The sequence below is a fragment of the Burkholderia sp. Bp9031 genome (assembly GCF_003857965.1).
Classification (GTDB): Bacteria; Pseudomonadota; Gammaproteobacteria; order Burkholderiales; family Burkholderiaceae; genus Burkholderia; species Burkholderia ambifaria_A.
In genome coordinates this window covers 63,566-83,957 of record NZ_QTPW01000024.1, presented here as the reverse complement: position 1 = coordinate 83,957, position 20,392 = coordinate 63,566, and the positions used below count along the sequence as shown (strand labels likewise).

Sequence of the window (20,392 nt, the reverse complement as noted above, 5' to 3'; positions counted from 1 at the left end):
CCGTTCCTGTGCGGCGGCCTGCGCCGTCAATGCGATGCCATGCTGACGCGGGCGAGCATCCGGCCGAGCGACGGCATGAAGCGGGCGACGAAGCGCAGCGCATGCGCCTCGGTGCCGACCGCCACGATCGGCCGGTTGCGCAGCACGCCGTCGACCATCGCCTGTGCGACGGTCTCGGGCTTCAGGCCGCGCATCTGGTACAGCTTCGTCGCGCGCTTGCGCAGCCGCGCCTCGTCCTGCGCGTTGGCGCCCGCGTATTGCGTCGACGCCATGATTCCGGTTTCCGCGAAGCCCGGGCACACGGCCGTCACGCCGATGCCTTTCTCCGCGAGCTCCGCACGCATGCATTCGCTGAGCATCAGCACGGCAGCCTTCGTCGTCGCGTACGCGGGCAGGTCGCGCGACGGCCCGAACGCGGCAGCCGACGCGGTGTTGACGATATGGCCACCGGTGCCGCGCGCGGCCATCTGCTGCGCGAACAGCCGCGAGCCGTGGATCACGCCCCACAGGTTCACGTGCAGGATGCGCTCCCAGTGCCGCTCGCTCGTGTCGAGCATGCCGCCGGCCATGCCGATGCCCGCGTTGTTGATCACGACATCCGCGCCACCGAGTTCGCTGCCGACCCACGCCGCGAGCGCTTCCATCTCGTCGGCGGAGCCGACGTCCACGCGTTTCGCGTGTGCCTGCGCACCGGTGAGCCCGAGCAGCAGCGCGGTGCGCTCGGCGCTTGCGAGATCGATGTCGCACGCGACGACGGTCGCGCCTTCGCGGGCGAACGCGAGCGCCGCGCAGCGCCCGATGCCGCTGCCCGCGCCGGTGACGACCGCGACCTTGCCGCTGAAGCGGCCGCTGGTCGCGCGGCGGCGTGCGTTCGCGAGCGCGGGCGGCTCTTCGCCCGATTCGACCGCGTCGATCAGCTGCTCGGCGAGGCCCGCGAAGCGCGCGGGATCGGCGAGCGGCAGCCAGTGGCCGGCCGCGACTTCGCGGCGGTAGTACTGCGGCACCCAGCGCGACAGGTTCTCCGAGAGCGCCGGGCTCACGTACTTGTCGCCGAGCGGCACGATCGTCTGCACCGGTGCGTGCGCGTAGCGCTCGCGCGGCGCGAACAGGCAGCGGATGAAGTTCGCGCGATAGAGGCGCACACCGCGTGCGCCATCGTCGGCCTGCGTCGGGCGCGGCGCGGCGGGCGTCTTCTCGACCCGGCGCAGCAGGCCCGGCCATGCGCGGCCGAGCCACAGCCGCCAGCTCAGCTCGGGGATGAACGGCAAATGGAACAGGTACACGTACCACGAGCGCACGAGCTGGCCGCCGAGCCTGGCCAGCGACGCGGGCGTCGGATGCAGCACGCGCTCGCGCAGCCAGAAGCCGACGTGGTCGAGGCACGGCCCCGAGCACGACGTGTACGACGCGATGCGACCGGCGAGCCGCGGGTCCGTGACGAATTCCCAGCCCTGGATCGAGCCCCAGTCGTGCGCGATCAGGTGCACCGCGCGGCCGGGGCAGAGCGCGTCGATCACCGCGATGAAATCGTCGGTCAGCTTCGCGAGGTGGTAGTCGGCCGTGCGTTTCGGCACGCCGGACAGGCCCGCGCCGCGCACGTCGTAGGCAATCACGTAGTGCTTGCGCGCGAGCAGCGGCGCGACCTGCTGCCAGACGCTGCTGTCGTCGGGGTAGCCGTGCACGAGCACGACCGGCGAGCGGGCCGGGTCGCCCCAGGTCCTGACCGCGAGCGTCAGGTCGCCGGAGGCCACGGCCGTCTCGCTGTGAACCGATTCGAACAGGGCCAGCGGCGCTTCGTCGGAAAGAGGCTGCATCGTGAGTCCGTCGTTCAGGGGATTCGGGGGCGGGGAGTCGGGAGGAAGGACCGACGCGTGCGCGTCAGGCGGCGGCCGGCACGTCCGCGACGGCCTGCGCGCGTTCGGCCTGGCGGCGCTGCCAGCGGCGCACGTGCGGCAGGTCGTCGTCGAGCCAGTACGCATCGTCGTCGGTGATCACCAGCAGTTCCTCGAATTTCGCACCGACGCCGGCGAAGCCGAGATGCGGCTCGACGGCCCACAGGCCCGGCACCGGCGCATGTTCGGAGCGGCGGTCGATCGACCACAGCGGCGACCAGCCCTGCTGCTTCGCCGCGCGGCCCTGGTCGAGCAGCAGGTTGCGCGTCGCGTTCAGCCCGAAGCGCGCGACGAAGCGCGGCTTCGACAGCTTGTGGATCTTCGCGACGCGATGCGCGAGCACCTTGAACGGATAGGCCTTGTGGCGCGGCTCGACGCCCTGGCGGCGGCACAGCGCGTCGACCGCCTGCGCGACCTCGGCCATCGGGCGGCGCTCCTTCACGAGCCGCACGATCATGGCGCGATGGTCCATCAGGTCGTCCTGCAGCTGTTCGAGGATCGGGTTGTGGCCGAGGCAGTGCGCGTAGCCGACGTCCGCGACGATTCCGTCGAGCACGGGCGCGACGTCGAGGATCACGGGCATGTCGGTCTCGAGCTGGCGGTTGCTCGGGAAGAACGCGAGGTTGAAACCGCCCATGTGCTTCACGCCGGAGAAGCCTTCGAACGCGGTGCGCTCGCCGAACCACGCGAACGGCTTGTGCAGCCAGTCGTGCACGCCGTTGTCCTGCAGCCATTCGGTCAGGAGGCGAGCGGCTTCCTTTTCGGTAATGCCGGGGTAGAGCATCGCGCCGACGGTCTCGACGCAGCGGTAGGCAAGCTGCTGGACCGCGCGGAATTGCGGCAGTTCGTCGAGGTGGACTTCCGGCAGCGGGTGGTCGGTCATGATGCGTCTCCAATGTCGGCCGGAGTTAGCGCTTTAGCGCTTACTCCGGCCCCACGCTTCGCGGGGGCGCTGATCCGGAACGTGCCCGCCGACGTCGCCGTCACGGGTTATTCAGTCAGCATTTAATGTGTCATTGATCAATGTAATTATCATAGACGGTTCCGCGTACCGGGAGGTGAGGACTTGTCCTAATAGAAGCGGGAAATGGAGGAGGGGCTCTAGAGCGGGGGATGTGGCGACCAATGCGCCAATCCCCAGGGTATGGGCCAGAATATCCGCGGCTGGCGGGGGCGCCGGATTTCCGAACCGGTGATTCGGAAATTTCGCACGACGGCGATCGGCGCGACCGTCACTGTCCGGGTTTGGCCCCCAGCCGCTCCAGCAACGCCCCCAGCAGATCGATCGGCAGCGGAAACACGATCGTCGAATTCTTGTCCGCCGCGATCGTCGTCAGCGTCTGCAGGTAGCGCAGCTGCATCGCCTGCGGCTGCTGCGCGAGCCGCTGCGCGGCCTGCAGCAGCTTCTCCGACGCTTGCAGTTCGCCTTCCGCGTGAATCACCTTCGCGCGTCGCTCGCGCTCGGCCTCGGCCTGCCGCGCGATCGCGCGGATCATCGTTTCGTTCAGGTCGACGTGCTTGATCTCGACCGTCGACACCTTGATCCCCCACGCATCGGTCTGCGCGTCGAGCGTCTTCTGGATGTCGGCGTTCAACTGTTCGCGCTCGGCGAGCAGCGCATCGAGCTCGTGCTTTCCCAGCACCGAGCGCAGCGTCGTCTGCGAGAGCTGGCTCGTCGCGTCGAAGAAGCGTGCGACCTGGATCACGGCCTTCTCCGGATCGACGACGCGGAAATACACGACGGCATTCACCTTCACCGACACGTTGTCGCGCGTGATCACGTCCTGCGGCGGCACGTCGAACACGACGGTGCGCAGGTCGATCCGCACGACCTGCTGGACGATCGGGATGATCAGCACAAGCCCCGGCCCCTTCACTTTCCAGAACCGGCCGAGCATGAACACCACACCGCGCTCGTACTCGCGGAAGATGCGTATCGACGATGCGACGAGCACCACGACGAAGACGATTAGGACGCTGCTGAAGCCGAACGTGTAACCCATCATGTTGGTTCTCCCTGCTGTTGTTGTTCCTGCGTCGGCACGTCGTAGAGCGGCGCGACGGTGAGCAGCAGTCCGTGGCGACCGGTGACACGCACGCGGCAGCCGGCGGCGAGCGGCTCGCTGCTCGCCACGCGCCAGCGCTCGCCGTGCACGAGCGCCCAGCCGGCGGCCGACGGCGCGGCGCTGGCGGCGCCATGCGGCTGGTCCGGATGCAGGCCGTCGTCGAGCACTTCGCCGATGCTGCCGAGCATCGCCTCGGCGCCCGTCACGACCGGCCGCCGCCGCGCGCGCAGCGCGACACTCGACACGCCGCCGACGAGCAGCGCGCCACCGAACGCGAGGCCCGCGATCACCGGCCACGGAATCCCGTAGCCGGGCACGTCGGTGTCGATCAGCATCAGCGCGCCGATCGTGAACGAGACGATCCCGCCGAAACCGAGCACGCCGAAGGTCGGCAGGAACGCCTCGGCGACGAGGCAGCCGAGACCGAGCAGCACGAGCCCGAGGCCCGCATAGCTGATCGGCAGCAACTGCATCGCGAACAGCCCGACCAGCAGGCAGATGGTGCCGGCGACACCCGGCAGCACGAAGCCGGGATTCGCGAATTCGAAGAACAGCCCGTAGATGCCGATGGTCAGCAGGATCAGCGCGACGTTCGGATCGGCGATGATCGCCAGGAAGCGGCTGCGCCAGTCGGGCGTGAGCACGACGAGCGGCGCATGCGCGGTCGCGAGGTGCAGCGTGCCGGCGCTCGTCGTTACGGTGCGGCCGTCGAGCTGGCGCGCGAGGTCGGCCGGGTCCTGCGCGATCAGGTCGACGACATGCTGCGCGCGCGCCTCGTTTGCCGACAGGCTCACGGCTTCGCGCACCGCGCGCTCGGCCCATTCGGCATTGCGTCCGCGCAGCTGCGCGAGGCCGCGGATGTACGCGGCGGCGTCCTGGGTCGCCTTGCGGATCTCGGTCGACTGCGTGTCGTTGGGCAGTTCGGCGGGCGTCGCGGATGCGCCGGCCGCCCCCGATGCCCCGGCCGGCGACGGCTTCGTCGCGCCCGGCATACCCGGCGCGCCGCCGCCGATACCGAACTGCACCGGCGACGCCGCGCCGAGATTGGTGCCCGGCGCCATCGCGGCGATGTGGCTCGCGTAGACGATATAGGTGCCCGCGCTCGCGGCCCGTGCGCCGCCGGGCGCGACGAACGCGGCGACCGGCACCGGCGAGCCGAGGATCGCCTTGATGATCTGCCGCATCGACGTGTCGAGCCCGCCGGGCGTATCGAGCTGCAGGATCGCGAGCGGCGCGTGCTCGCGCGCCGCGCGGTCGAGCGAACGGACGATGAAGTCGGCGCTGGCCGGCCCGATCGCGCCATTGACCGGAATCACGACGACCGGCGGCACGGCGGCCGGCGCAGCGGCGGGAGGCGGGGCGGCAACCGCCGCGCATACGACGAGCAGCGCCGCGAACAGCGCGGCGCGCGCGACCCGCGCGGACAGCGGGTGACGGGGGCGGCCGTCGAGCGATGCAGATGTCGACGTCGGCCCATGACGGTGAATACGCATCGAGGCGTCCGGGCGGCGCGCGGCCGCACGCCGTCCGGCTCGCGGAAAGGGCGTTGGCCCGATGCTTGAAGATTAGGCGGTTTCGGCGGAAAGCGCGAAGGCGGGGCCGCCGGCCGCGCGTTCAGCCGGCGCCGCCGCCCCGCGCGAGCGCTTCTTCCCGGTACTCGGCCGGGCTGCGCCCGCTCCATTTGCGAAACGCGCGATAGAACGCGCTGGGTTCCGCGAAACCGGTGGCGGCCGCGACGTCGGCGATCGTGCGCGACGGATCGGCCAGCGCCTCGAACGCGAGGTCGCGCCGCAGCGTGTCCTTGATCGACTGGTATGCGTGGCCTTCCTGGTGCAGCTTGCGGCGCAGCGTCGCCTCGGCCACGTGCAGTCGAGCGGCCATCCCGCCCGCGCCCGGCCACGTGGCGGGCGGCATCCCGCGCAGCACCGTGCGCACGCGCTGCGCGAGCGCGTTCGGGTTGCGGTACTTGACGATGAAGCTGGCCGGCGCGTTGCGCAGGAACGTCTTCAGCGTCTTCGCGTTCTGTACGACCGGCAGCGTCGCGAATTCGGGATCGAAATCGACATACGAATCGGGCTGGTTGAACCGCATGTCGTCGCACAGCATTGACGGATATTCGTGATCGGTCGGCGGCGTGTCGCAGCGGAAGCTCGCGTGCAGCACCGGGATGCGCCGCCCGATCAGCCAGCAGGTGAGCCCGTACACGATGATGAAATAGGTCGCGTACGTGAACATCGCGGGCGCGGCGGCGCTGTTGCGGTGCACGAAGCGCAGCCGCACGCGCTGCGGATTGGCGTCGAGCTCCGCGTGCAGGTCGTCGAGCACGCAGTGCATGAAATTCACCGCGCGCGCCATCGCGTGCAGTCCGTCCTGCGCGGACAGCGCGGCCTGGCTCATCGCGATGAAGCTGCCGCTGCGCATCGGGTGGCGATCCTGCCCGAAAAACTCGTCGTCGAGCGCGCGCGCGATCGCGTTCCACAACGCGCCGTATTGCTGTGCGGAAACCCGCGCTCGCGGCTGCGCGAGCAGCGCGGGCGCGATGCCGGCCTGCGCGAGCAGCGGCTCGGCCGCCACGCCGCGCCGGGTGGCGAGCGCGACGCTGTAAGCGACGAGGCTGATCGCGACGGTGCCCTTGTCTTCCTGCTTCATCGAAGCCGCCGGTATGGCAAAAACGCTCAGTGTAAATGAGCGGCGCGAGCATCGAACAGTCGCGCGCGCTTGCCTACACTTGTTGCATCGAAACAGAAGGTCGGTCGCGGCACGCGGCCGCGGGAGACAGCAGCGCCATGGACGAGCTTTACACCGAAGACCAGCGGATGATCCGCGACGCCGCGCGCGCTTTTGCCACCGAAGTGCTGGCACCGAACGCCGCGCAGTGGGACCACGACGCGCACCTGCCCGACGCCGTCGTCGCGCAGCTCGGCGAACTCGGCCTGCTCGGGATGATCGTGCCGCAGGAGCTGGGCGGCGCGTATACGGATTACGTCGCCTATGCGCTGGCGATGGAGGAGATCGCCGCCGGCGACGCCGCGTGCGCGACGATGATGAGCGTGCACAACTCCGTCGGCTGCGGGCCGATCCTCGGTTTCGGCACGCCCGCGCAGAAGGATCGCTGGCTGGCCGAGATGGCGGCGGGCCGCATCATCGGCGCGTTCTGCCTGACCGAGCCGCAGGCGGGCTCCGAGGCGAACAACCTGCGCACGCGGGCGGAACTGCGCGACGGCAAGTGGGTGCTGAACGGCGCGAAGCAGTTCGTGACCAACGGCCAGCGTGCCGGGGTCGCGATCGTTTTTGCCATGACCGACCCGGAAGCCGGCAAGCGCGGCATTTCCGCGTTCCTGGTGCCGACCGATACGCCGGGCTTCATCGTCGGCAAGCCCGAGAAGAAGATGGGCATCCGCGCATCCGACACGTGCGCGATCACGTTCGAGAACTGCGCGATTCCGGAAGAGAACCTGCTCGGCAATCGCGGCGAAGGGCTGAAGATCGCGCTGTCGAACCTCGAAGGCGGGCGCATCGGCATCGCCGCGCAGGCGCTCGGCATCGCGCGCGCCGCATTCGACAAGGCGCGCCGCTACGCGAGCGAGCGCGTGCAGTTCGGCAAGCCGATCGCCGAGCATCAGGCGATCCAGCAAAAGCTCGCCGACATGGCCACGCAGATCAACGCGGCGCGCCTGCTCGTGCATCACGCGGCGAAGCTGCGCACGGCCGGGCTGCCGTGCCTGTCGGAGGCGTCGCAGGCGAAGCTGTTCGCGTCCGAGATGGCCGAGCGCGTGTGTTCGGACGCGATCCAGATTCATGGCGGCTACGGCTACCTCGCCGATTACGAAGTCGAGCGTCATTATCGCGACGCGCGCATCACGCAGATCTACGAGGGCACCAGCGAAGTGCAGCGAATGGTGATCGCGCGGCAGCTTTGAGTCGTCGCGCTCGCTCCATCGGAAATCACGCAAACAGACCAGCAGGTAAGCAAGCATGGCACGAGGGCAGCGCGGCGAACGCGGCACGCAACGACGTGACCGTGCGCCGTGCAACAGGGAACCGGGCATGCGCTGCAGCACATGCGCCGGTCGACCGCAGGGCATGGAGACTGGAGACGGAGACGACACGATGACGGTACAGGCATTCCTGGACGCACGCGACTTCCTGCTGCGCCATCGCACCGACTACGAAACCGCTTACCGCGATTTCGAATGGCCGGTGCTCGATGCGTTCAACTGGGCGCTCGACTACTTCGACCCGATGGCGCGCGGCAACGACAAGCCCGCGCTGTGGATCGTCGACGCGGCAACCGGTACGGGCGACCCGTATTCGTTCGCGCAGATGTCCGAGCGCTCGTCGCGGATCGCGAACTGGCTGCGCGGCATCGGCGTCGTGCGCGGCGACCGGATCCTGCTGATGCTGCCGAACCGTGTCGAGCTGTGGGACGCGATGCTCGCCGCGATGAAACTCGGCGCGATCGTGCTGCCCGCGACCACGCAGCTATCGGCCGACGACGTGCGCGATCGCGTGCAGATCGGCGGCGCGAAATATGCGATCGTCGATGAGAACGAAACCGCGAAGTTCGAACAGGCCGATCTCGGTCTCAAGCAGAAAATCGTCGCCGGTGCGCCGCGCGACGGCTGGCTCGCGATGAACGACGGCTACGCGGCGAGTGCCGAATTCAATCCCGACGCCGTCACGCAGTCGAACGAATCGATGCTGCTGTACTTCACGTCGGGCACGACGTCGAAGCCGAAGCTCGTCGAGCATACGCACCGCACCTATCCGGTCGGGCACCTGTCGACGATGTACTGGGTCGGCCTGCAGCCGGGCGATATCCACTGGAACATCAGCTCGCCGGGCTGGGCGAAGCATGCGTGGAGCTGCTTCTTCGCGCCATGGAATGCGCAGGCGTGCGTGTTCGTATTCAACTACGCGCGCTTCGAGCCGAAGGCGGTGCTCGACGCGCTCGTCAAATACCAGGTGACCACGCTGTGCGCGCCGCCGACCGTGTGGCGCATGCTCGTGCAGCAGCCGCTCGCGTCGTTCGACGTGAAGCTGCGCGAGATCGTCGGCGCGGGCGAGCCGCTGAATCCCGAGATCATCGAGCGCGTGAAGAAGGCGTGGGGCATCACGATTCGTGACGGCTACGGCCAGACCGAGACGACCTGCCTGATCGGCAACACGCCGGGCCAGCCGGTCGTCGCGGGCTCGATGGGGCGGCCGTTGCCCGGCTACCGGATCGCGCTGCTCGACCCGGACGGCATGCCCGTCGGCGAAGGCGAAGTCGCGCTGCCGATCGGCGCCGACGTGACGCGCCCGGTCGGGCTGATGACCGGCTATGCGAACAATCCCGACGCGACGGCCCACGCGATGCGCGACGGCCATTACCGCACGTCGGACATCGCAATGCGCGGCGACGATGGCTACTACGTGTACATCGGCCGCGCGGACGACGTGTTCAAGTCGTCCGATTACCGGCTGAGCCCGTTCGAACTGGAAAGCGTGCTGATCGAGCATCCGGCGATCGCGGAAGCGGCCGTCGTGCCGAGCCCGGACCCGGTGCGCCTGTCGGTGCCGAAGACTTTCATCACGCTGCGCCAGGGCTACGAGGAAAGCCCCGCGCTTGCGCTGGAGATTTTCCGCTTCTCGCGCGAGAGGCTCGCGCCGTACAAGCGCATCCGCCGCCTGCAGTTCGCGGAGCTGCCGAAGACCATCTCGGGGAAGATTCGCCGCGTCGAGCTGCGGCGCCGCGAGATCGAGCGCGGCGACGATGCGACGACGCGGATGCCCGGCGAATACTGGGAAGAAGATTTCGCCGCCGAACTGAAATGACCTGCCGCGGGCCGCGCGCGCCGCATGCCGCGGCCGTTGTCCGCAAGACCGATTGAACCGGCCGCGCGTCGCATGACGCTACACGGCCCACTGCAAGGAGAGAGCATCGATGAACGCGAATCCGACGCCCCGCACGGGGCAAGACGTGCCGACGGTCAAGCTGCTGATCGACGGCGCCTTCGTCGAGTCCACCACGAGCGAGTGGCGCGACCTCGTCAACCCGGCGACGCAGCAGGTCCTCGCGCGCGTGCCGTTCGCGACCGTCGCCGAAGTCGACGCGGCCGTGCAGGCCGCGCACGCCGCGTATGCGACGTGGAAGAACACGCCGATCGCCGCGCGCATGCGCATCATGCTGAAGTTCCAGGATCTCGTGCGCGCGAACCAGCAGCGCATCGCGAAGACGCTGACGGCCGAGCAGGGCAAGACGCTGCCCGACGCCGAAGGCGACATCTTCCGCGGCCTCGAAGTGGTCGAGCACGCGTGCTCGATCGGTTCGCTGCAGCTCGGCGAGTTCGCGGAGAACGTCGCGGGCGGCGTCGATACCTACACGCTGCGCCAGCCGCTCGGCGTGTGCGCGGGCATCACGCCGTTCAACTTCCCCGCGATGATCCCGCTGTGGATGTTCCCGATGGCGATCGTGTGCGGCAATACGTTCGTGCTGAAGCCGTCCGAGCAGGACCCGATGTCGACGATGGAACTCGTCGAGCTCGCGATCGAGGCCGGCGTGCCGAAGGGCGTGCTGAACGTCGTGCACGGCGGCAAGGAAGTCGTCGACGCGATCTGCACGCATCCGCTCGTGAAGGCGATCTCGTTCGTCGGCTCGACGGCCGTCGGCACGCACGTGTACAACCTCGGCAGCCAGCACGGCAAGCGCGTGCAGGCGATGATGGGCGCGAAGAATCACGCGCTCCTGCTGCCCGACGCGAACCGCGAGCAGGCGATCAACGCACTCGTTGGCGCGGGCTTCGGCGCGGCCGGCCAGCGCTGCATGGCGACCTCGGTCGCGGTGCTGGTCGGCCGCGCACGCGACTGGCTGCCGGACATCGTCGCGAAGGCGAAGACGCTGAAGGTCAACGCGGGCTCCGAAGCCGGCACCGACGTCGGGCCGGTCGTGTCGCGCGGCGCGAAGGCGCGCATCCTGTCGCTGATCGACGCGGGCATCAAGGAAGGCGCGAAGCTCGAACTCGACGGGCGCGACGTGAAGGTCGCCGGCTTCGAGCAGGGCAACTTCATCGGCCCGACGATCTTCTCGGGCGTGACGCCCGACATGACGGTCTACACACATGAAATCTTCGGGCCGGTGCTGGTCGTGATGGAAGTCGACACGCTCGACGAGGCAATCGCGCTCGTCAACGCGAACCCGATGGGCAACGGCGTGGGCATCTTCACGCAGAGCGGTGCGGCCGCGCGCAAGTTCCAGAGCGAGATCGACGTCGGCCAGGTCGGCATCAACATCCCGATTCCGGTGCCGGTGCCGTTCTTCAGCTTCACGGGCTCGCGCGGCTCGAAGCTTGGCGATCTCGGCCCGTACGGCAAGCAGGTCGTGCAGTTCTACACGCAGACCAAGACGGTCACCGCGCGCTGGTTCGACGACGACACGACGGCCGGCCCGGTGAACACGACGATCCGGCTGCATTGACGACGACACATGCGATCGGCGCGGCGTGCCGATCGTGAGCGAAGCATGAGATGGGAGACACGCAATGAAGATCGGTTTTATCGGACTCGGCCACATGGGTGCGCCGATGGCGCTGAACCTCTTGAAGGCCGGCCATGAAGTGCATGCGTTCGACCTGAGCGCCGATGCATTGCGCGCGCTGCAGGACGCCGGCGCGCAGGTGGCCGGCTCGCCGCGCGACGCGGCGTCGGGCGCGACGTTCGTGATCACGATGCTGCCGGCCGCGCCGCACGTGCGCTCGGTGCTCGCCGGCGAGAACGGCGTGCTGGCCGGCCTCGGCGCCGGCGCGACCGTGATCGATTCGAGCACGATCGATCCGGCGAGCGCGCAGGCGTTCGGCGCGCTCGTGCGCGAGCACGGCGGCGCGTTCGTCGATGCGCCCGTGTCGGGCGGCACCGGCGGCGCGGCAGCCGGCACGCTGACCTTCATGGTCGGTGGCAGCGATGCCGATTTCGAGCGCGTGAAGCCCGTGCTCGCCGGCATGGGCAAGAACATCGTCCACTGCGGCGCGACGGGGATGGGCCAGGTCGCGAAGGTGTGCAACAACCTCGTGCTCGGCATCTCGATGGCGGCGGTGTCGGAGGCGATGTCGCTCGGCGTCGCGCTCGGCATCGACCCGAAGGTGCTGGCCGGCATCGTCAACACGTCGACGGGCCGCTGCTGGAGTTCGGACACCTACAACCCGTATCCGGGCGTGATCGACACCGCGCCGTCGTCGCGCGGCTACAGCGGCGGCTTCGGCACCGACCTGATGCTGAAGGATCTCGGCCTCGCGAACGACGCCGCGAAGCAGGCGCGCCAGCCCGTCTATCTCGGCGCGCTCGCGCAGCAGCTGTACCAGACGATGAGCAGCCGCGGCGACGGGCAACTCGATTTCTCGGCGGTGATCCGCCTGTACCAACCGGCCACGAAGAAGGACGCCTCATGATCGAACTGGACTACGTCGACGATGGCGCGATCGCGTGCGCGACGCTCAAGCGTCCGCCCGCGAACGCCTTTACCGCCGACGGGCTGCAGCAGCTGCAGGAAACCGTCGCCGCCTTGAATGCGAACCCGCGCGTGCGCGCGCTCGTGATCACCGGCGACGGCCCGAAGTTCTTCAGCGCGGGCGCCGACCTGAACACGTTCGCCGACGGCGACCGCGCGGTTGCGCGTGCGATGGCCGCGCGTTTCGGCGCGGCGTTCGAGGCGCTGCACGACGCGCGCGTCGCGACGATCGCGGCGATCAACGGCTACGCGATGGGCGGCGGCCTCGAATGCGCGCTCGCATGTGACCTGCGGATCGCCGAGACGCACGCGCAGATGGCGCTGCCCGAACCGTCGGTCGGGCTGCTGCCGTGCGGGCTCGGCACGCAGACGCTGCCCTGGCTCGTTGGCGAAGGCTGGGCGAAGAAGATCATCCTGGCCGGCACGCGCGTCGACGCGGCGACGGCGCTCAGGATCGGCCTTGTCGAGGACGTGGTCGAACGCGGCGCGGCGCGCGATGCGGCGCTGGCGCTCGCGCGCAACGTCGCGCGGCAGAGCCCGCATGCGGTGGCATACAGCAAGGAGCTGATCGGCCTCGCGCGCCGCGGCGTGCCGCGCAGCGCGGCGCTCGCGGTCGAGCGCGAGCGCTTCGTCGACCTGTTCGACACGAACGATCCGCGCGAAGGCGTGGCCGCGTTTCTCGGCAAGCGTGCGCCGCAATGGCACACCGATGGGGAGCCGCAACGATGAGCACGCCGGTGACGACTCATGACAGCTTCACGCAACCCGCGCCGGAGGTGCTGTTCCGCGTGGTGAACCGCGTGGCGCTCATTACGCTGAATCGGCCGGCAGCGCTCAATGCGTTGTCCTATTCGATGATCGGCGGGCTGGCCACGCTCCTCGAGCGTTGCCGCACCGACGACCAGATCGTCGCGGTCGTGCTGCGCGGCGCGGGCGAGAAGGGTTTCTGCGCGGGCGGCGACGTGCGCGCGCTGCACCGGATGGTCGCGCAGCGCGAGACCTGGCTGCCGTTCTTCGTCGACGAATACCGGCTCGACTACGCGATCCATACGTTCCCGAAGCCGGTGGTCGCGCTGATGGACGGCGTGACGATGGGCGGCGGGATGGGGCTCGCGCAAGGCGCGGCGCTGCGCGTCGCGACCGAGCGCAGCAAGATCGCGATGCCCGAGACGCGCATCGGCCTCGTGCCCGACGTCGGCGCGACGCATTTCCTGTCGTGCATGCCGGTCGAGCTCGAGCTGTACGTGGGGCTGACGGGCGCGATGCTGTCGGGCGCCGATGCGCTGAGCGCGAAGCTCGCGGACCTGTGCGTGCCGTCGTCGTGGCTCGATACGTTCGAGACGCGCATCGAGAGCGCCAAGTGGGACGGCGACGTGCTGCTGGCGCTGCGCAAGGTGTTCGAGCCGCCGTGCAACGTCGTGCCGCATGCGGCGCTCGATACGCAGATGGCGTGGATCGTCCGTCACTTCGACAGGCGCTCGACCGTCGAGCGGATCGTCGCGACGCTCAAGCAGGATCTCGCGCGCGACGAGCTGGCGCGCGAACATCGTCAATGGCTGCAGGCGACGCTCGATGCGCTCGGCGGCCATTCGCCGACGATGCTGTGCGTGACGCGCGAAGCGCTGCTGCGCGGCCGGCAGATGACGCTGGCCGAGTCGTTCCGGATGGAACTCGGCATCGTGGCGCGCGCGATCGAGGAGGGCGACTTCCGCGAAGGCGTGCGCGCGCATCTCGTCGACAAGGATCGCAAGCCGCGCTGGGCACCGGCGTCGCTCGTCGAGCTGCGTGCCGAGCGCGTGCGGCATTTCCTCACGTCGCCGTGGAAGCTGTTCGCGCATCCGCTTGCGGATCTCGGCACGGCATGATCGCGTCGTGACGACCCGACGCGCCCGTGCGGCGCGTCGGTTTCAACCCACCTTCTTTATGCTCGGGTGCTCTTGGCGGTCGATCATCGGCGGCACCGCCTGCACGAGCGCGTCGATCACGCAGCGCGTCTTGCGCGGCAGGTAGCGCGTTTTCGGCCAGATCGCGTGGATGTCGCCTTCGCAGACGAAGCAGCGATCGAGCACGACGACCATCTCGCCGCGCTTCACGTAATGATCGAGCAGCCAGCTCGGCAGCCACGCGATCCCGAACCCCGATGCGCCGGCCGCCGCGATGGCCTGCACGTCGTCGAAGCTGAGCTGGTGCTGCATGTCGACGCGCACCGTCGAGCCGTCCGGCGCGCGCAGGTCCCAGGGCTGCGCGACGCCCGAGCGCGAATACGCGATCGTCCGGTGGTTCCTCAGGTCGTCGAGCGATTGCGGCATCCCGTAGCGCGCGAGATACGACGGCGCCGCGCCGAGGCTCCCGTATTGCGTGCCGAGCCGCCGCACCGCGAGGCTCGTGCTGTCCGCGAGCGGGCCGATCCGCACCGCGAGATCGATCCCTTCCTCGACCAGGTCGACGAATCGGTCGGTGATCGACACGTCGATCCGCAGATGCGGATAGTTGCGCGCGAGATCGAGCACGATCGGCGTCACGCACTGGTGTCCGAACGCGAGCGGCACGCTCAGCCGCAGCTTGCCGCGCGCTTCGTTGCGGCCGCAATCGAGATCGGCTTCCGCCGCTTCGAGTTCCGACAGCGCGCGCACGCAGCGATCGTAGTACGCCTGGCCGTCGTCGGTCAGGCTCTGGCTGCGGGTCGTGCGCTGCAGCAGCCGCGCACCGAGCCGCTTCTCGAGCCGCGCGATCGCCTTGCCGACCGCCGAGCGCGTCATGTCGAGCCGTTCCGCGGCGAGCGCGAAGCTGCCGGATTCCACTACCTGCACGAAGGTCGTCACGCCGTCGAGTCTGTCGGTCATAGCGGGTTGCGCCGATTGCGTCCTGTGATTCCCCAGTTCGGAGAAATGGATGCGTCAATGGGGAGAGGGATTCTCACTATAGTACCGACTCCCGCCCAGCGTGCGTCGCCGGCCGCACGCGGCGAATCCTTCTCACCTGGAGGCGCGCGGCCCGATGCGGCCCGTCGCGCAATACGCATGACGCTATCCGACCCCCGCAGGAATGCGGTCGCGCTCGCGGCCGTCTGTCTCACATCGCTGATGTTCGGCCTCGAGATCTCGAGCGTGCCGGTGATCCTGCCGACGCTCGAACACGTGCTGCACGGCGACTTCAACGGCATGCAGTGGATCATGAACGCGTACACGATCGCATGCACGACCGTACTGATGGCGGCCGGCACGCTCGCCGACCGGTTCGGCCGCAAGCGCGTGTACGTGATCGGCACCGTGCTGTTCGGCGCGACGTCGCTGCTGTGCGGGCTCGCGCCGAACGTGCCGGTGCTGGTCGCGGGCCGGCTGCTGCAGGGGGCGAGCGGTGGCGCGATGCTGATCTGCCAGATCGCGGTGCTGTCGCACCAGTTCCGCGAAGGGCGCGAGCGCGGTCGCGCGTTCGGGATCTGGGGGATCGTGTTCGGGATCGGTCTCGGCTTCGGGCCGATCGTCGGCGGCGCGATCGTCGCGTTGGCGAGCTGGCCGTGGGTGTTCCTCGTCCACGCGCCGCTCGCGGCCGTCGCGCTCGTGCTGATCGGCGGCGCGGTGCAGGAGTCGCGCGATCCGCATGCGGGCACGCTCGACGTCGCGGGCATCGTCACGCTGTCGCTCGCCGTACTCGGGCTCGCGTTCTACATCACGCAAAGCGCGGAGTTGGGGCTCGCGAGCACGGTCGGCCTTGGCGTGCTCGGCGCGACCGTGCTCGCGGCGGCCGGCTTCGTCGTCGCGGAGCGCGTGAGCGCGCGGCCGATGTTCGACTTCTCCGTGTTCCGGATTCGCGCGTTCACCGGTGCGATCTTCGGCTCGATGGGGATGAACTTCAGCTTCTGGCCGTTCATGATCTATCTGCCGATCTGGTTCCAGGTCGCACTTGGTTACGACAGCGTGACGGCCGGCCTCGCACTGCTCGCGTACACCCTGCCGACGCTCGTCGCGCCGCCGTTCGGCGAACGGCTCGCGCTGCGCTACGGGCCGGGCGTCGTGATTCCGGGCGGGCTGTTCACGATCGCGGCCGGTTTTGCGCTGATGCGGATCGGCAGTGGCCTCGACGACGCGAGCTGGCTCACGATGCTGCCCGGCTGCGTGATCGCCGGCATCGGGCTCGGGCTCACCAACACGCCGGTCACGAACACGACGACGGGCGCGGTGCCGAACTCGCGGGCCGGGATGGCGTCGGGCATCGACATGAGCGCGCGAATGATCTCGCTCGCGCTGAACATCGCGACGATGGGCTTCGTGCTCGTTGCGGGGATCGTCGCGAGTCTGAAGGCCGGGGTCGCGGGGGCGGTTGATGCGGAGGCGCTGCGCATGCTGGCGCAGGAGATCGCATCCGGCCGCACCGACGCTCCGCAGGCGATCGCACCGGGGCTCGCCAAGGCAGACCCGAGCGGTGCGGCGCTGCACGCGGCGCTGGTGCACGGGTTTGGTTGGGTGATGGTGTATGGCGCGGTTGGCGTGGCCGTGCTCGCGACCGCGAGCGCGGTGGCGTTCGCGCCGGCGCGGCGCAGGGCGACGGTGTGTGAATGATGCGTGCGCCGTGCGATGCGTCGTTGCCGCTGCGCGGCAACGATCGCCATCATCGACCGGTCGCGTTCCTCGTCGAGTGCGGGCATCGCGTCGATCCCGATTTGTTCATGGGTGTGAGCGTGTCCTGTGCGATCGGCGCGCGCGGTGCCGCGCGGTCGGTTTCGCGAGCTTACGCGCCGTCGCCGCGCGCATCGATTCTGCGTTGCGTGTCCGCGTCGACGATCGCGCGGATCGCGCCGAACAGCGGCGCCGAGTCCGTGTAGCGCCGGCCGTAGCCGAGATTGAACGCGTAGTCGAAGTCGGGCGGATTGCTGCCCTGGTTGTGCTGCAGGATCGTCTCGAGCTTGTCGAGCGCCTTCGCGGCGCGTGCTTCCGGCGATGCCGCCGCTTCGTATTCGTCCCACAGTGCAACGATCTCGTCGCGCAGCGCGCGATCGAGCCCGGCCGTCAGCGTCAGCAGGTCGTCGCGTTCGTGCGTGCTCTTGTCCGGATGCGAGGCCTGCTCGATCGCGGGGATATCGCCGTGCAGCGCTTCGCCGAGATCGTGGACGACGCACAGTTTCAGCAGCTTCGTCGTGTCGACGCCGGGCAGCGCATCGGCGAACACGAGCGCCATCAGGCACAGCCGCCAGCTGTGTTCGGCCGTGCTTTCGGCGCGGCCCGTCGACGTGTGGCCGCTGCGCAGCACGTCTTTCAGGCGTTCGGCTTCGCGCAGGAAATCGAGCCTTGCGTGAATCGTGTCGAGGTTCATGGTCAACGGGATTGCTTGAATCGAGCCGTCAAGCGTACGCCGTGCGCACGCGCTGCGTCCACGCATGAAATATGCGTGCCGCGTCCGGGCCCGGCGACGGTCGCGCGTGCTACAGCGTTTCGACGAGCCGCGCGGCGGAGCCGTCCGACAGCGTCATCCGCGTCCACCGGCAAGTGCTGCCGCGGATCGGCACGACGCGCGACGCATTGGCGCCAGTCGCGAATTCGACGCTCGGCGGGCCGGCGCGATCGTGCCAGCCGAGCGGGTCGAGCGCGGCTTCCATGCGGACGATCTCCGGCGACGCATAGCGCCACAGCGACGTGCCGAGCAACGCCGGCAGCGGTCGCGAGAACTCGGCCGCGCGCGACGGCGAGCACGCGAGCAGGCGATGCGTGAGGTCGCACACGAGATGCATGCGCGCCGTGCTGCTCGCGATCAGCCGCGCGAGCGCATGGTCGCCGGCCGAATCGAGGCGCGCGGCAAGCAGCCGTTCGGCGGTCGTGCGCTCGTCGGGCGACATCTGCTGGATGCCGGTTTCCCAGCGCGAGATCGTCGATTGCGCGACGCCGAACAGTTCGGCCGCATGGCTCTGCTTCACGCGATGCAACGTGCGCCAGCGCTTCAGCTGCGGGCCGAGCGGCGGGGTGTGAAGCGGCGAGGGCGTCATGTCGATGCTCCGGTTTGCGTTCGTGATGCGAATGCGGGCATGGCGGGCGACCGTCACCGTCGGCAGCGGCCGTTACATGATCCGCAGGCCGCCGTTCGCCTTGATCCCGGCGACCGCGATCGGCACGAGCACGATGCCGCCCAGCACGAGCACGCCGTCGGCGGCGACCGTGACCGGCGTCGCGAGGAGCCGCAAGCCCATGCCGACCGTGGACGGCGATTCTCGCGTATCCGGCACGCGTTGTCGAACGGGAAATCTGCCGCGGCAGTGGCGTGTTTGCGTACCGGATCCGGTGGCAGGCCCGGGCGCCGGCGGCCGTCGGCGCCGTGCGCGAGTGGTTTTCGCGAGGCTTTCAACTGGCTTCGTCATATCTTATTATTCGGCCAGAGCGGCGCGCGCCGGCTGCCATCGGTCATGTCGACGCATGACGCGCCGGTCAGCATTACCGCCTTCCGACTGCCGCATCGCACGATGCGCGGTCGGCACGATATAAGGAGACGCGTGACTCGCGCGTATCCCGAAAAAACGATGCGAGGGCGCAATGGTACGACTGGTCTTGCTGCTGCTGGGTATCGAATATCTGCGAACGCGCTGGCGCGGGCTGACCGTGCTGGGCTGGCTATGGGTCGCCGCGGGCGTCGGCATCTTCATCGATGCGCTCGACGGCGCGCTGCATTTTCCGATCGAAGTATTCGCGTGGCTGTTCCTGGTCGAGGGGCTCGCGACGCTCGCGGTGGCCGGCAGCGGCGTCGGCGGTCAGCGTATCCTGCGCTACGTGAAGGGCATCGCGGTCGTGGTGGCCGCCGGGCTCGTGTTCGCGGGCCATCATCACGGCCACTTCCTGCTGTCGATGATCTTCGGCACGCTGTTCCTCGTCGATGGGCTGCTGCAGTGCACGTCCGCATGGATGGTGCGTTACCGGCGCTGGAACGTCGCGTTCGCGTGGGGCGTCGTCGAGATCCTGCTCGCGGTCTTCTTCTATCAGCCGTACCCGACCCACTATGCGGGCACCGTGCCGTACTGCCTCGGCCTGCTGCTGATGTTCGGCGGGATGCACATGCTGAGCCTCGCCGCGCGTGTGCGGCGGTTGACGCGCAACCCCGCATTCGTCACGTCGCCGGCGCCGGCGATCGTGCCCGACGTCGACGCGGCGCCCGACATCCCACGCTTCACGCAATCCGAATGGGACGGCCCGCCAGCCGACCACGAGCATGCGCTCACCGTGCACGTGTGGACGCCGACCGGCACGTCGAAGGCCGAAGCGCAGCGCTATCCGGTGATCGACCGCTACATCGCCGCGGTGGACGTCAACGGTGTGATCTCGACCGGCCATGCGGCGCTGGAGTCGCCCGAGGGTATCTATATCAGCCTGTATCCGGCCGTCGAGATCGATCGTTCTCCGGACGAATTCACGCGGATCCTGCGTGCGACGCGCGAGAACGACGTGCCGGGCCTGTTCCAGCCCGACTATGCGACCGAGTCGAAAGCGTGGTGTCCGTCGACCGTGCGCGTGCGGATCCGCAACTACGATCCGGCGAAGCTGGAGGCATTCTGGTCGTCGTATCGGCAGACGGTCACGTACAACCTCACGCACCGCAACTGCTCGAGCACCGTGTCGAACGCCCTCGAAGCGACACTCGACGGCGCGGTGTGGCGGCTCAAGGGCACGCGGGCCGGGTGGGGCGCATTCGTCCGGCTGTTGCTCACGCCCGAGCTGTGGGTAGCCGCGCAGATTCGCAAGCGCGCGGTGACGATGGCGTGGACGCCCGGGCTCACGCTCGACTATGCACGCGCGCTCAGCATGCTCGCCGATCCACGGCCGTTCGCGTGGTGGAAGGTCGCGCGCTCGGCCGTGAGGGCGATCATGGCGTCGCGGCGGGCGTGGCGCGAGCAGGACAGCGCGGCGCTGTCGCCGGGGGGATCGGAAGCCGCATCGGTGAAATAGTCGCGTGGCGCCTGACGCCGTGTCGGCGTT

17 protein-coding genes are annotated in these 20,392 nt (G+C 69.0%); 8 read left to right on the top strand and 9 right to left on the bottom strand.

Annotated elements, in window-relative coordinates:
• Positions 1–26 precede the first annotated feature (26 nt).
• The 5 genes from DIE15_RS26195 to DIE15_RS26175 all read right to left on the bottom strand — a co-directional run bounded on the left by DIE15_RS26195 (position 27) and on the right by DIE15_RS26175 (position 6,607).
• A complete protein-coding gene (locus tag DIE15_RS26195) occupies positions 27–1,814 on the bottom strand; it encodes an SDR family oxidoreductase (protein ID WP_124834712.1) in 1,788 nt (595 codons plus the stop codon).
• Positions 1,815–1,878: 64 nt separating this feature from the next.
• Positions 1,879–2,775, bottom strand: a complete 897-nt coding sequence (locus tag DIE15_RS26190) for a M24 family metallopeptidase (RefSeq protein WP_057927454.1) — start codon at positions 2,773–2,775, stop codon at positions 1,879–1,881.
• Positions 2,776–3,124: 349 nt separating this feature from the next.
• Positions 3,125–3,898: a slipin family protein gene (locus DIE15_RS26185; RefSeq protein ID WP_057927453.1), complete on the bottom strand. Its 774-nt coding sequence runs from the start codon at positions 3,896–3,898 to the stop codon at positions 3,125–3,127.
• Complete coding sequence (locus DIE15_RS26180) at positions 3,895–5,451, bottom strand: nodulation protein NfeD (protein ID WP_124834711.1); 1,557 nt, start codon at positions 5,449–5,451, stop codon at positions 3,895–3,897. Before DIE15_RS26180 ends, DIE15_RS26185 begins: the two co-directional genes overlap by 4 nt.
• A gap of 121 nt (positions 5,452–5,572) precedes the next feature.
• Positions 5,573–6,607 carry an AraC family transcriptional regulator gene (locus tag DIE15_RS26175; protein ID WP_057927451.1) on the bottom strand — a complete coding sequence of 345 codons (1,035 nt, stop codon included), beginning with the start codon at positions 6,605–6,607 and terminating at the stop codon, positions 5,573–5,575.
• Positions 6,608–6,744: 137 nt separating this feature from the next.
• Here DIE15_RS26175 and DIE15_RS26170 point away from each other — a divergent pair, with 137 nt between their 5' ends.
• The 6 genes from DIE15_RS26170 to DIE15_RS26140 all read left to right on the top strand — a co-directional run bounded on the left by DIE15_RS26170 (position 6,745) and on the right by DIE15_RS26140 (position 14,305).
• Entirely contained in the window at positions 6,745–7,878 is a 1,134-nt protein-coding gene (locus tag DIE15_RS26170; protein WP_057927617.1) for an acyl-CoA dehydrogenase family protein, read from the top strand.
• 190 nt (positions 7,879–8,068) lie between these two features.
• Complete coding sequence (locus DIE15_RS26160) at positions 8,069–9,775, top strand: AMP-binding protein (RefSeq protein ID WP_124834709.1); 1,707 nt, start codon at positions 8,069–8,071, stop codon at positions 9,773–9,775.
• 109 nt (positions 9,776–9,884) lie between these two features.
• Entirely contained in the window at positions 9,885–11,414 is a 1,530-nt protein-coding gene (locus DIE15_RS26155) for a CoA-acylating methylmalonate-semialdehyde dehydrogenase (protein ID WP_124834708.1), read from the top strand.
• Between the two features lie 64 nt (positions 11,415–11,478).
• Positions 11,479–12,381 carry a 3-hydroxyisobutyrate dehydrogenase gene (gene mmsB, locus DIE15_RS26150; RefSeq protein ID WP_124834707.1) on the top strand — a complete coding sequence of 301 codons (903 nt, stop codon included), beginning with the start codon at positions 11,479–11,481 and terminating at the stop codon, positions 12,379–12,381.
• Entirely contained in the window at positions 12,378–13,169 is a 792-nt protein-coding gene (locus DIE15_RS26145; RefSeq protein ID WP_124834706.1) for an enoyl-CoA hydratase, read from the top strand. The genes mmsB and DIE15_RS26145 overlap by 4 nt, the downstream gene beginning before the upstream one ends.
• Positions 13,166–14,305 carry an enoyl-CoA hydratase/isomerase family protein gene (locus tag DIE15_RS26140; protein ID WP_124834705.1) on the top strand — a complete coding sequence of 380 codons (1,140 nt, stop codon included), beginning with the start codon at positions 13,166–13,168 and terminating at the stop codon, positions 14,303–14,305. Before DIE15_RS26145 ends, DIE15_RS26140 begins: the two co-directional genes overlap by 4 nt.
• 42 nt (positions 14,306–14,347) lie before the next feature.
• On the opposite strand, the gene DIE15_RS26135 is transcribed toward DIE15_RS26140, so the two are convergent.
• Positions 14,348–15,283: a LysR family transcriptional regulator gene (locus tag DIE15_RS26135; RefSeq protein WP_124834704.1), complete on the bottom strand. Its 936-nt coding sequence runs from the start codon at positions 15,281–15,283 to the stop codon at positions 14,348–14,350.
• A gap of 177 nt (positions 15,284–15,460) precedes the next feature.
• Between DIE15_RS26135 and DIE15_RS26130 the strand changes: the two genes are divergently transcribed.
• A complete protein-coding gene (locus tag DIE15_RS26130) occupies positions 15,461–16,999 on the top strand; it encodes an MFS transporter (protein ID WP_124834703.1) in 1,539 nt (512 codons plus the stop codon).
• A 169-nt stretch (positions 17,000–17,168) separates the two neighbouring features.
• Here the strand turns inward: DIE15_RS26130 and DIE15_RS26125 are convergent, their stop codons facing one another.
• From DIE15_RS26125 to DIE15_RS37170, 3 genes are all read right to left on the bottom strand, one after another.
• Complete coding sequence (locus DIE15_RS26125; protein ID WP_124834702.1) at positions 17,169–17,750, bottom strand: HD domain-containing protein; 582 nt, start codon at positions 17,748–17,750, stop codon at positions 17,169–17,171.
• Between the two features lie 109 nt (positions 17,751–17,859).
• Positions 17,860–18,417 (bottom strand): helix-turn-helix transcriptional regulator, encoded by a 558-nt coding sequence (locus DIE15_RS26120; protein WP_057927616.1) that lies wholly within the window; start codon positions 18,415–18,417, stop codon positions 17,860–17,862.
• A gap of 72 nt (positions 18,418–18,489) precedes the next feature.
• Positions 18,490–18,654, bottom strand: a complete 165-nt coding sequence (locus tag DIE15_RS37170) for a hypothetical protein (RefSeq protein ID WP_160327466.1) — start codon at positions 18,652–18,654, stop codon at positions 18,490–18,492.
• Positions 18,655–18,958: 304 nt separating this feature from the next.
• Between DIE15_RS37170 and DIE15_RS26115 the strand changes: the two genes are divergently transcribed.
• Entirely contained in the window at positions 18,959–20,362 is a 1,404-nt protein-coding gene (locus DIE15_RS26115; protein WP_057927442.1) for an HdeD family acid-resistance protein, read from the top strand.
• The last annotated feature ends 30 nt before the right edge of the window (positions 20,363–20,392 follow it).

What these genes read in the sequence shown, in the direction of transcription:
- DIE15_RS26115 (WP_057927442.1), top strand. Translation starts at nt 18,959, where the DNA reads ATGGTACGACTGGTCTTGCTGCTGCTGGGTATCGAATATCTGCGAACG.
- DIE15_RS26160 (WP_124834709.1), top strand. Translation starts at nt 8,069, where the DNA reads ATGACGGTACAGGCATTCCTGGACGCACGCGACTTCCTGCTGCGCCAT.
- DIE15_RS26185 (WP_057927453.1), bottom strand. Translation starts at nt 3,898, where the DNA reads ATGATGGGTTACACGTTCGGCTTCAGCAGCGTCCTAATCGTCTTCGTC.
- DIE15_RS26135 (WP_124834704.1), bottom strand. Translation starts at nt 15,283, where the DNA reads ATGACCGACAGACTCGACGGCGTGACGACCTTCGTGCAGGTAGTGGAA.
- DIE15_RS26195 (WP_124834712.1), bottom strand. Translation starts at nt 1,814, where the DNA reads ATGCAGCCTCTTTCCGACGAAGCGCCGCTGGCCCTGTTCGAATCGGTT.
- DIE15_RS26170 (WP_057927617.1), top strand. Translation starts at nt 6,745, where the DNA reads ATGGACGAGCTTTACACCGAAGACCAGCGGATGATCCGCGACGCCGCG.
- DIE15_RS26120 (WP_057927616.1), bottom strand. Translation starts at nt 18,417, where the DNA reads ATGACGCCCTCGCCGCTTCACACCCCGCCGCTCGGCCCGCAGCTGAAG.
- DIE15_RS26155 (WP_124834708.1), top strand. Translation starts at nt 9,885, where the DNA reads ATGAACGCGAATCCGACGCCCCGCACGGGGCAAGACGTGCCGACGGTC.
- mmsB (WP_124834707.1), top strand. Translation starts at nt 11,479, where the DNA reads ATGAAGATCGGTTTTATCGGACTCGGCCACATGGGTGCGCCGATGGCG.
- DIE15_RS26125 (WP_124834702.1), bottom strand. Translation starts at nt 17,750, where the DNA reads ATGAACCTCGACACGATTCACGCAAGGCTCGATTTCCTGCGCGAAGCC.
- DIE15_RS26180 (WP_124834711.1), bottom strand. Translation starts at nt 5,451, where the DNA reads ATGCGTATTCACCGTCATGGGCCGACGTCGACATCTGCATCGCTCGAC.
- DIE15_RS26190 (WP_057927454.1), bottom strand. Translation starts at nt 2,775, where the DNA reads ATGACCGACCACCCGCTGCCGGAAGTCCACCTCGACGAACTGCCGCAA.
- DIE15_RS26130 (WP_124834703.1), top strand. Translation starts at nt 15,461, where the DNA reads ATGACGCTATCCGACCCCCGCAGGAATGCGGTCGCGCTCGCGGCCGTC.
- DIE15_RS26175 (WP_057927451.1), bottom strand. Translation starts at nt 6,607, where the DNA reads ATGAAGCAGGAAGACAAGGGCACCGTCGCGATCAGCCTCGTCGCTTAC.
- DIE15_RS26140 (WP_124834705.1), top strand. Translation starts at nt 13,166, where the DNA reads ATGAGCACGCCGGTGACGACTCATGACAGCTTCACGCAACCCGCGCCG.
- DIE15_RS26145 (WP_124834706.1), top strand. Translation starts at nt 12,378, where the DNA reads ATGATCGAACTGGACTACGTCGACGATGGCGCGATCGCGTGCGCGACG.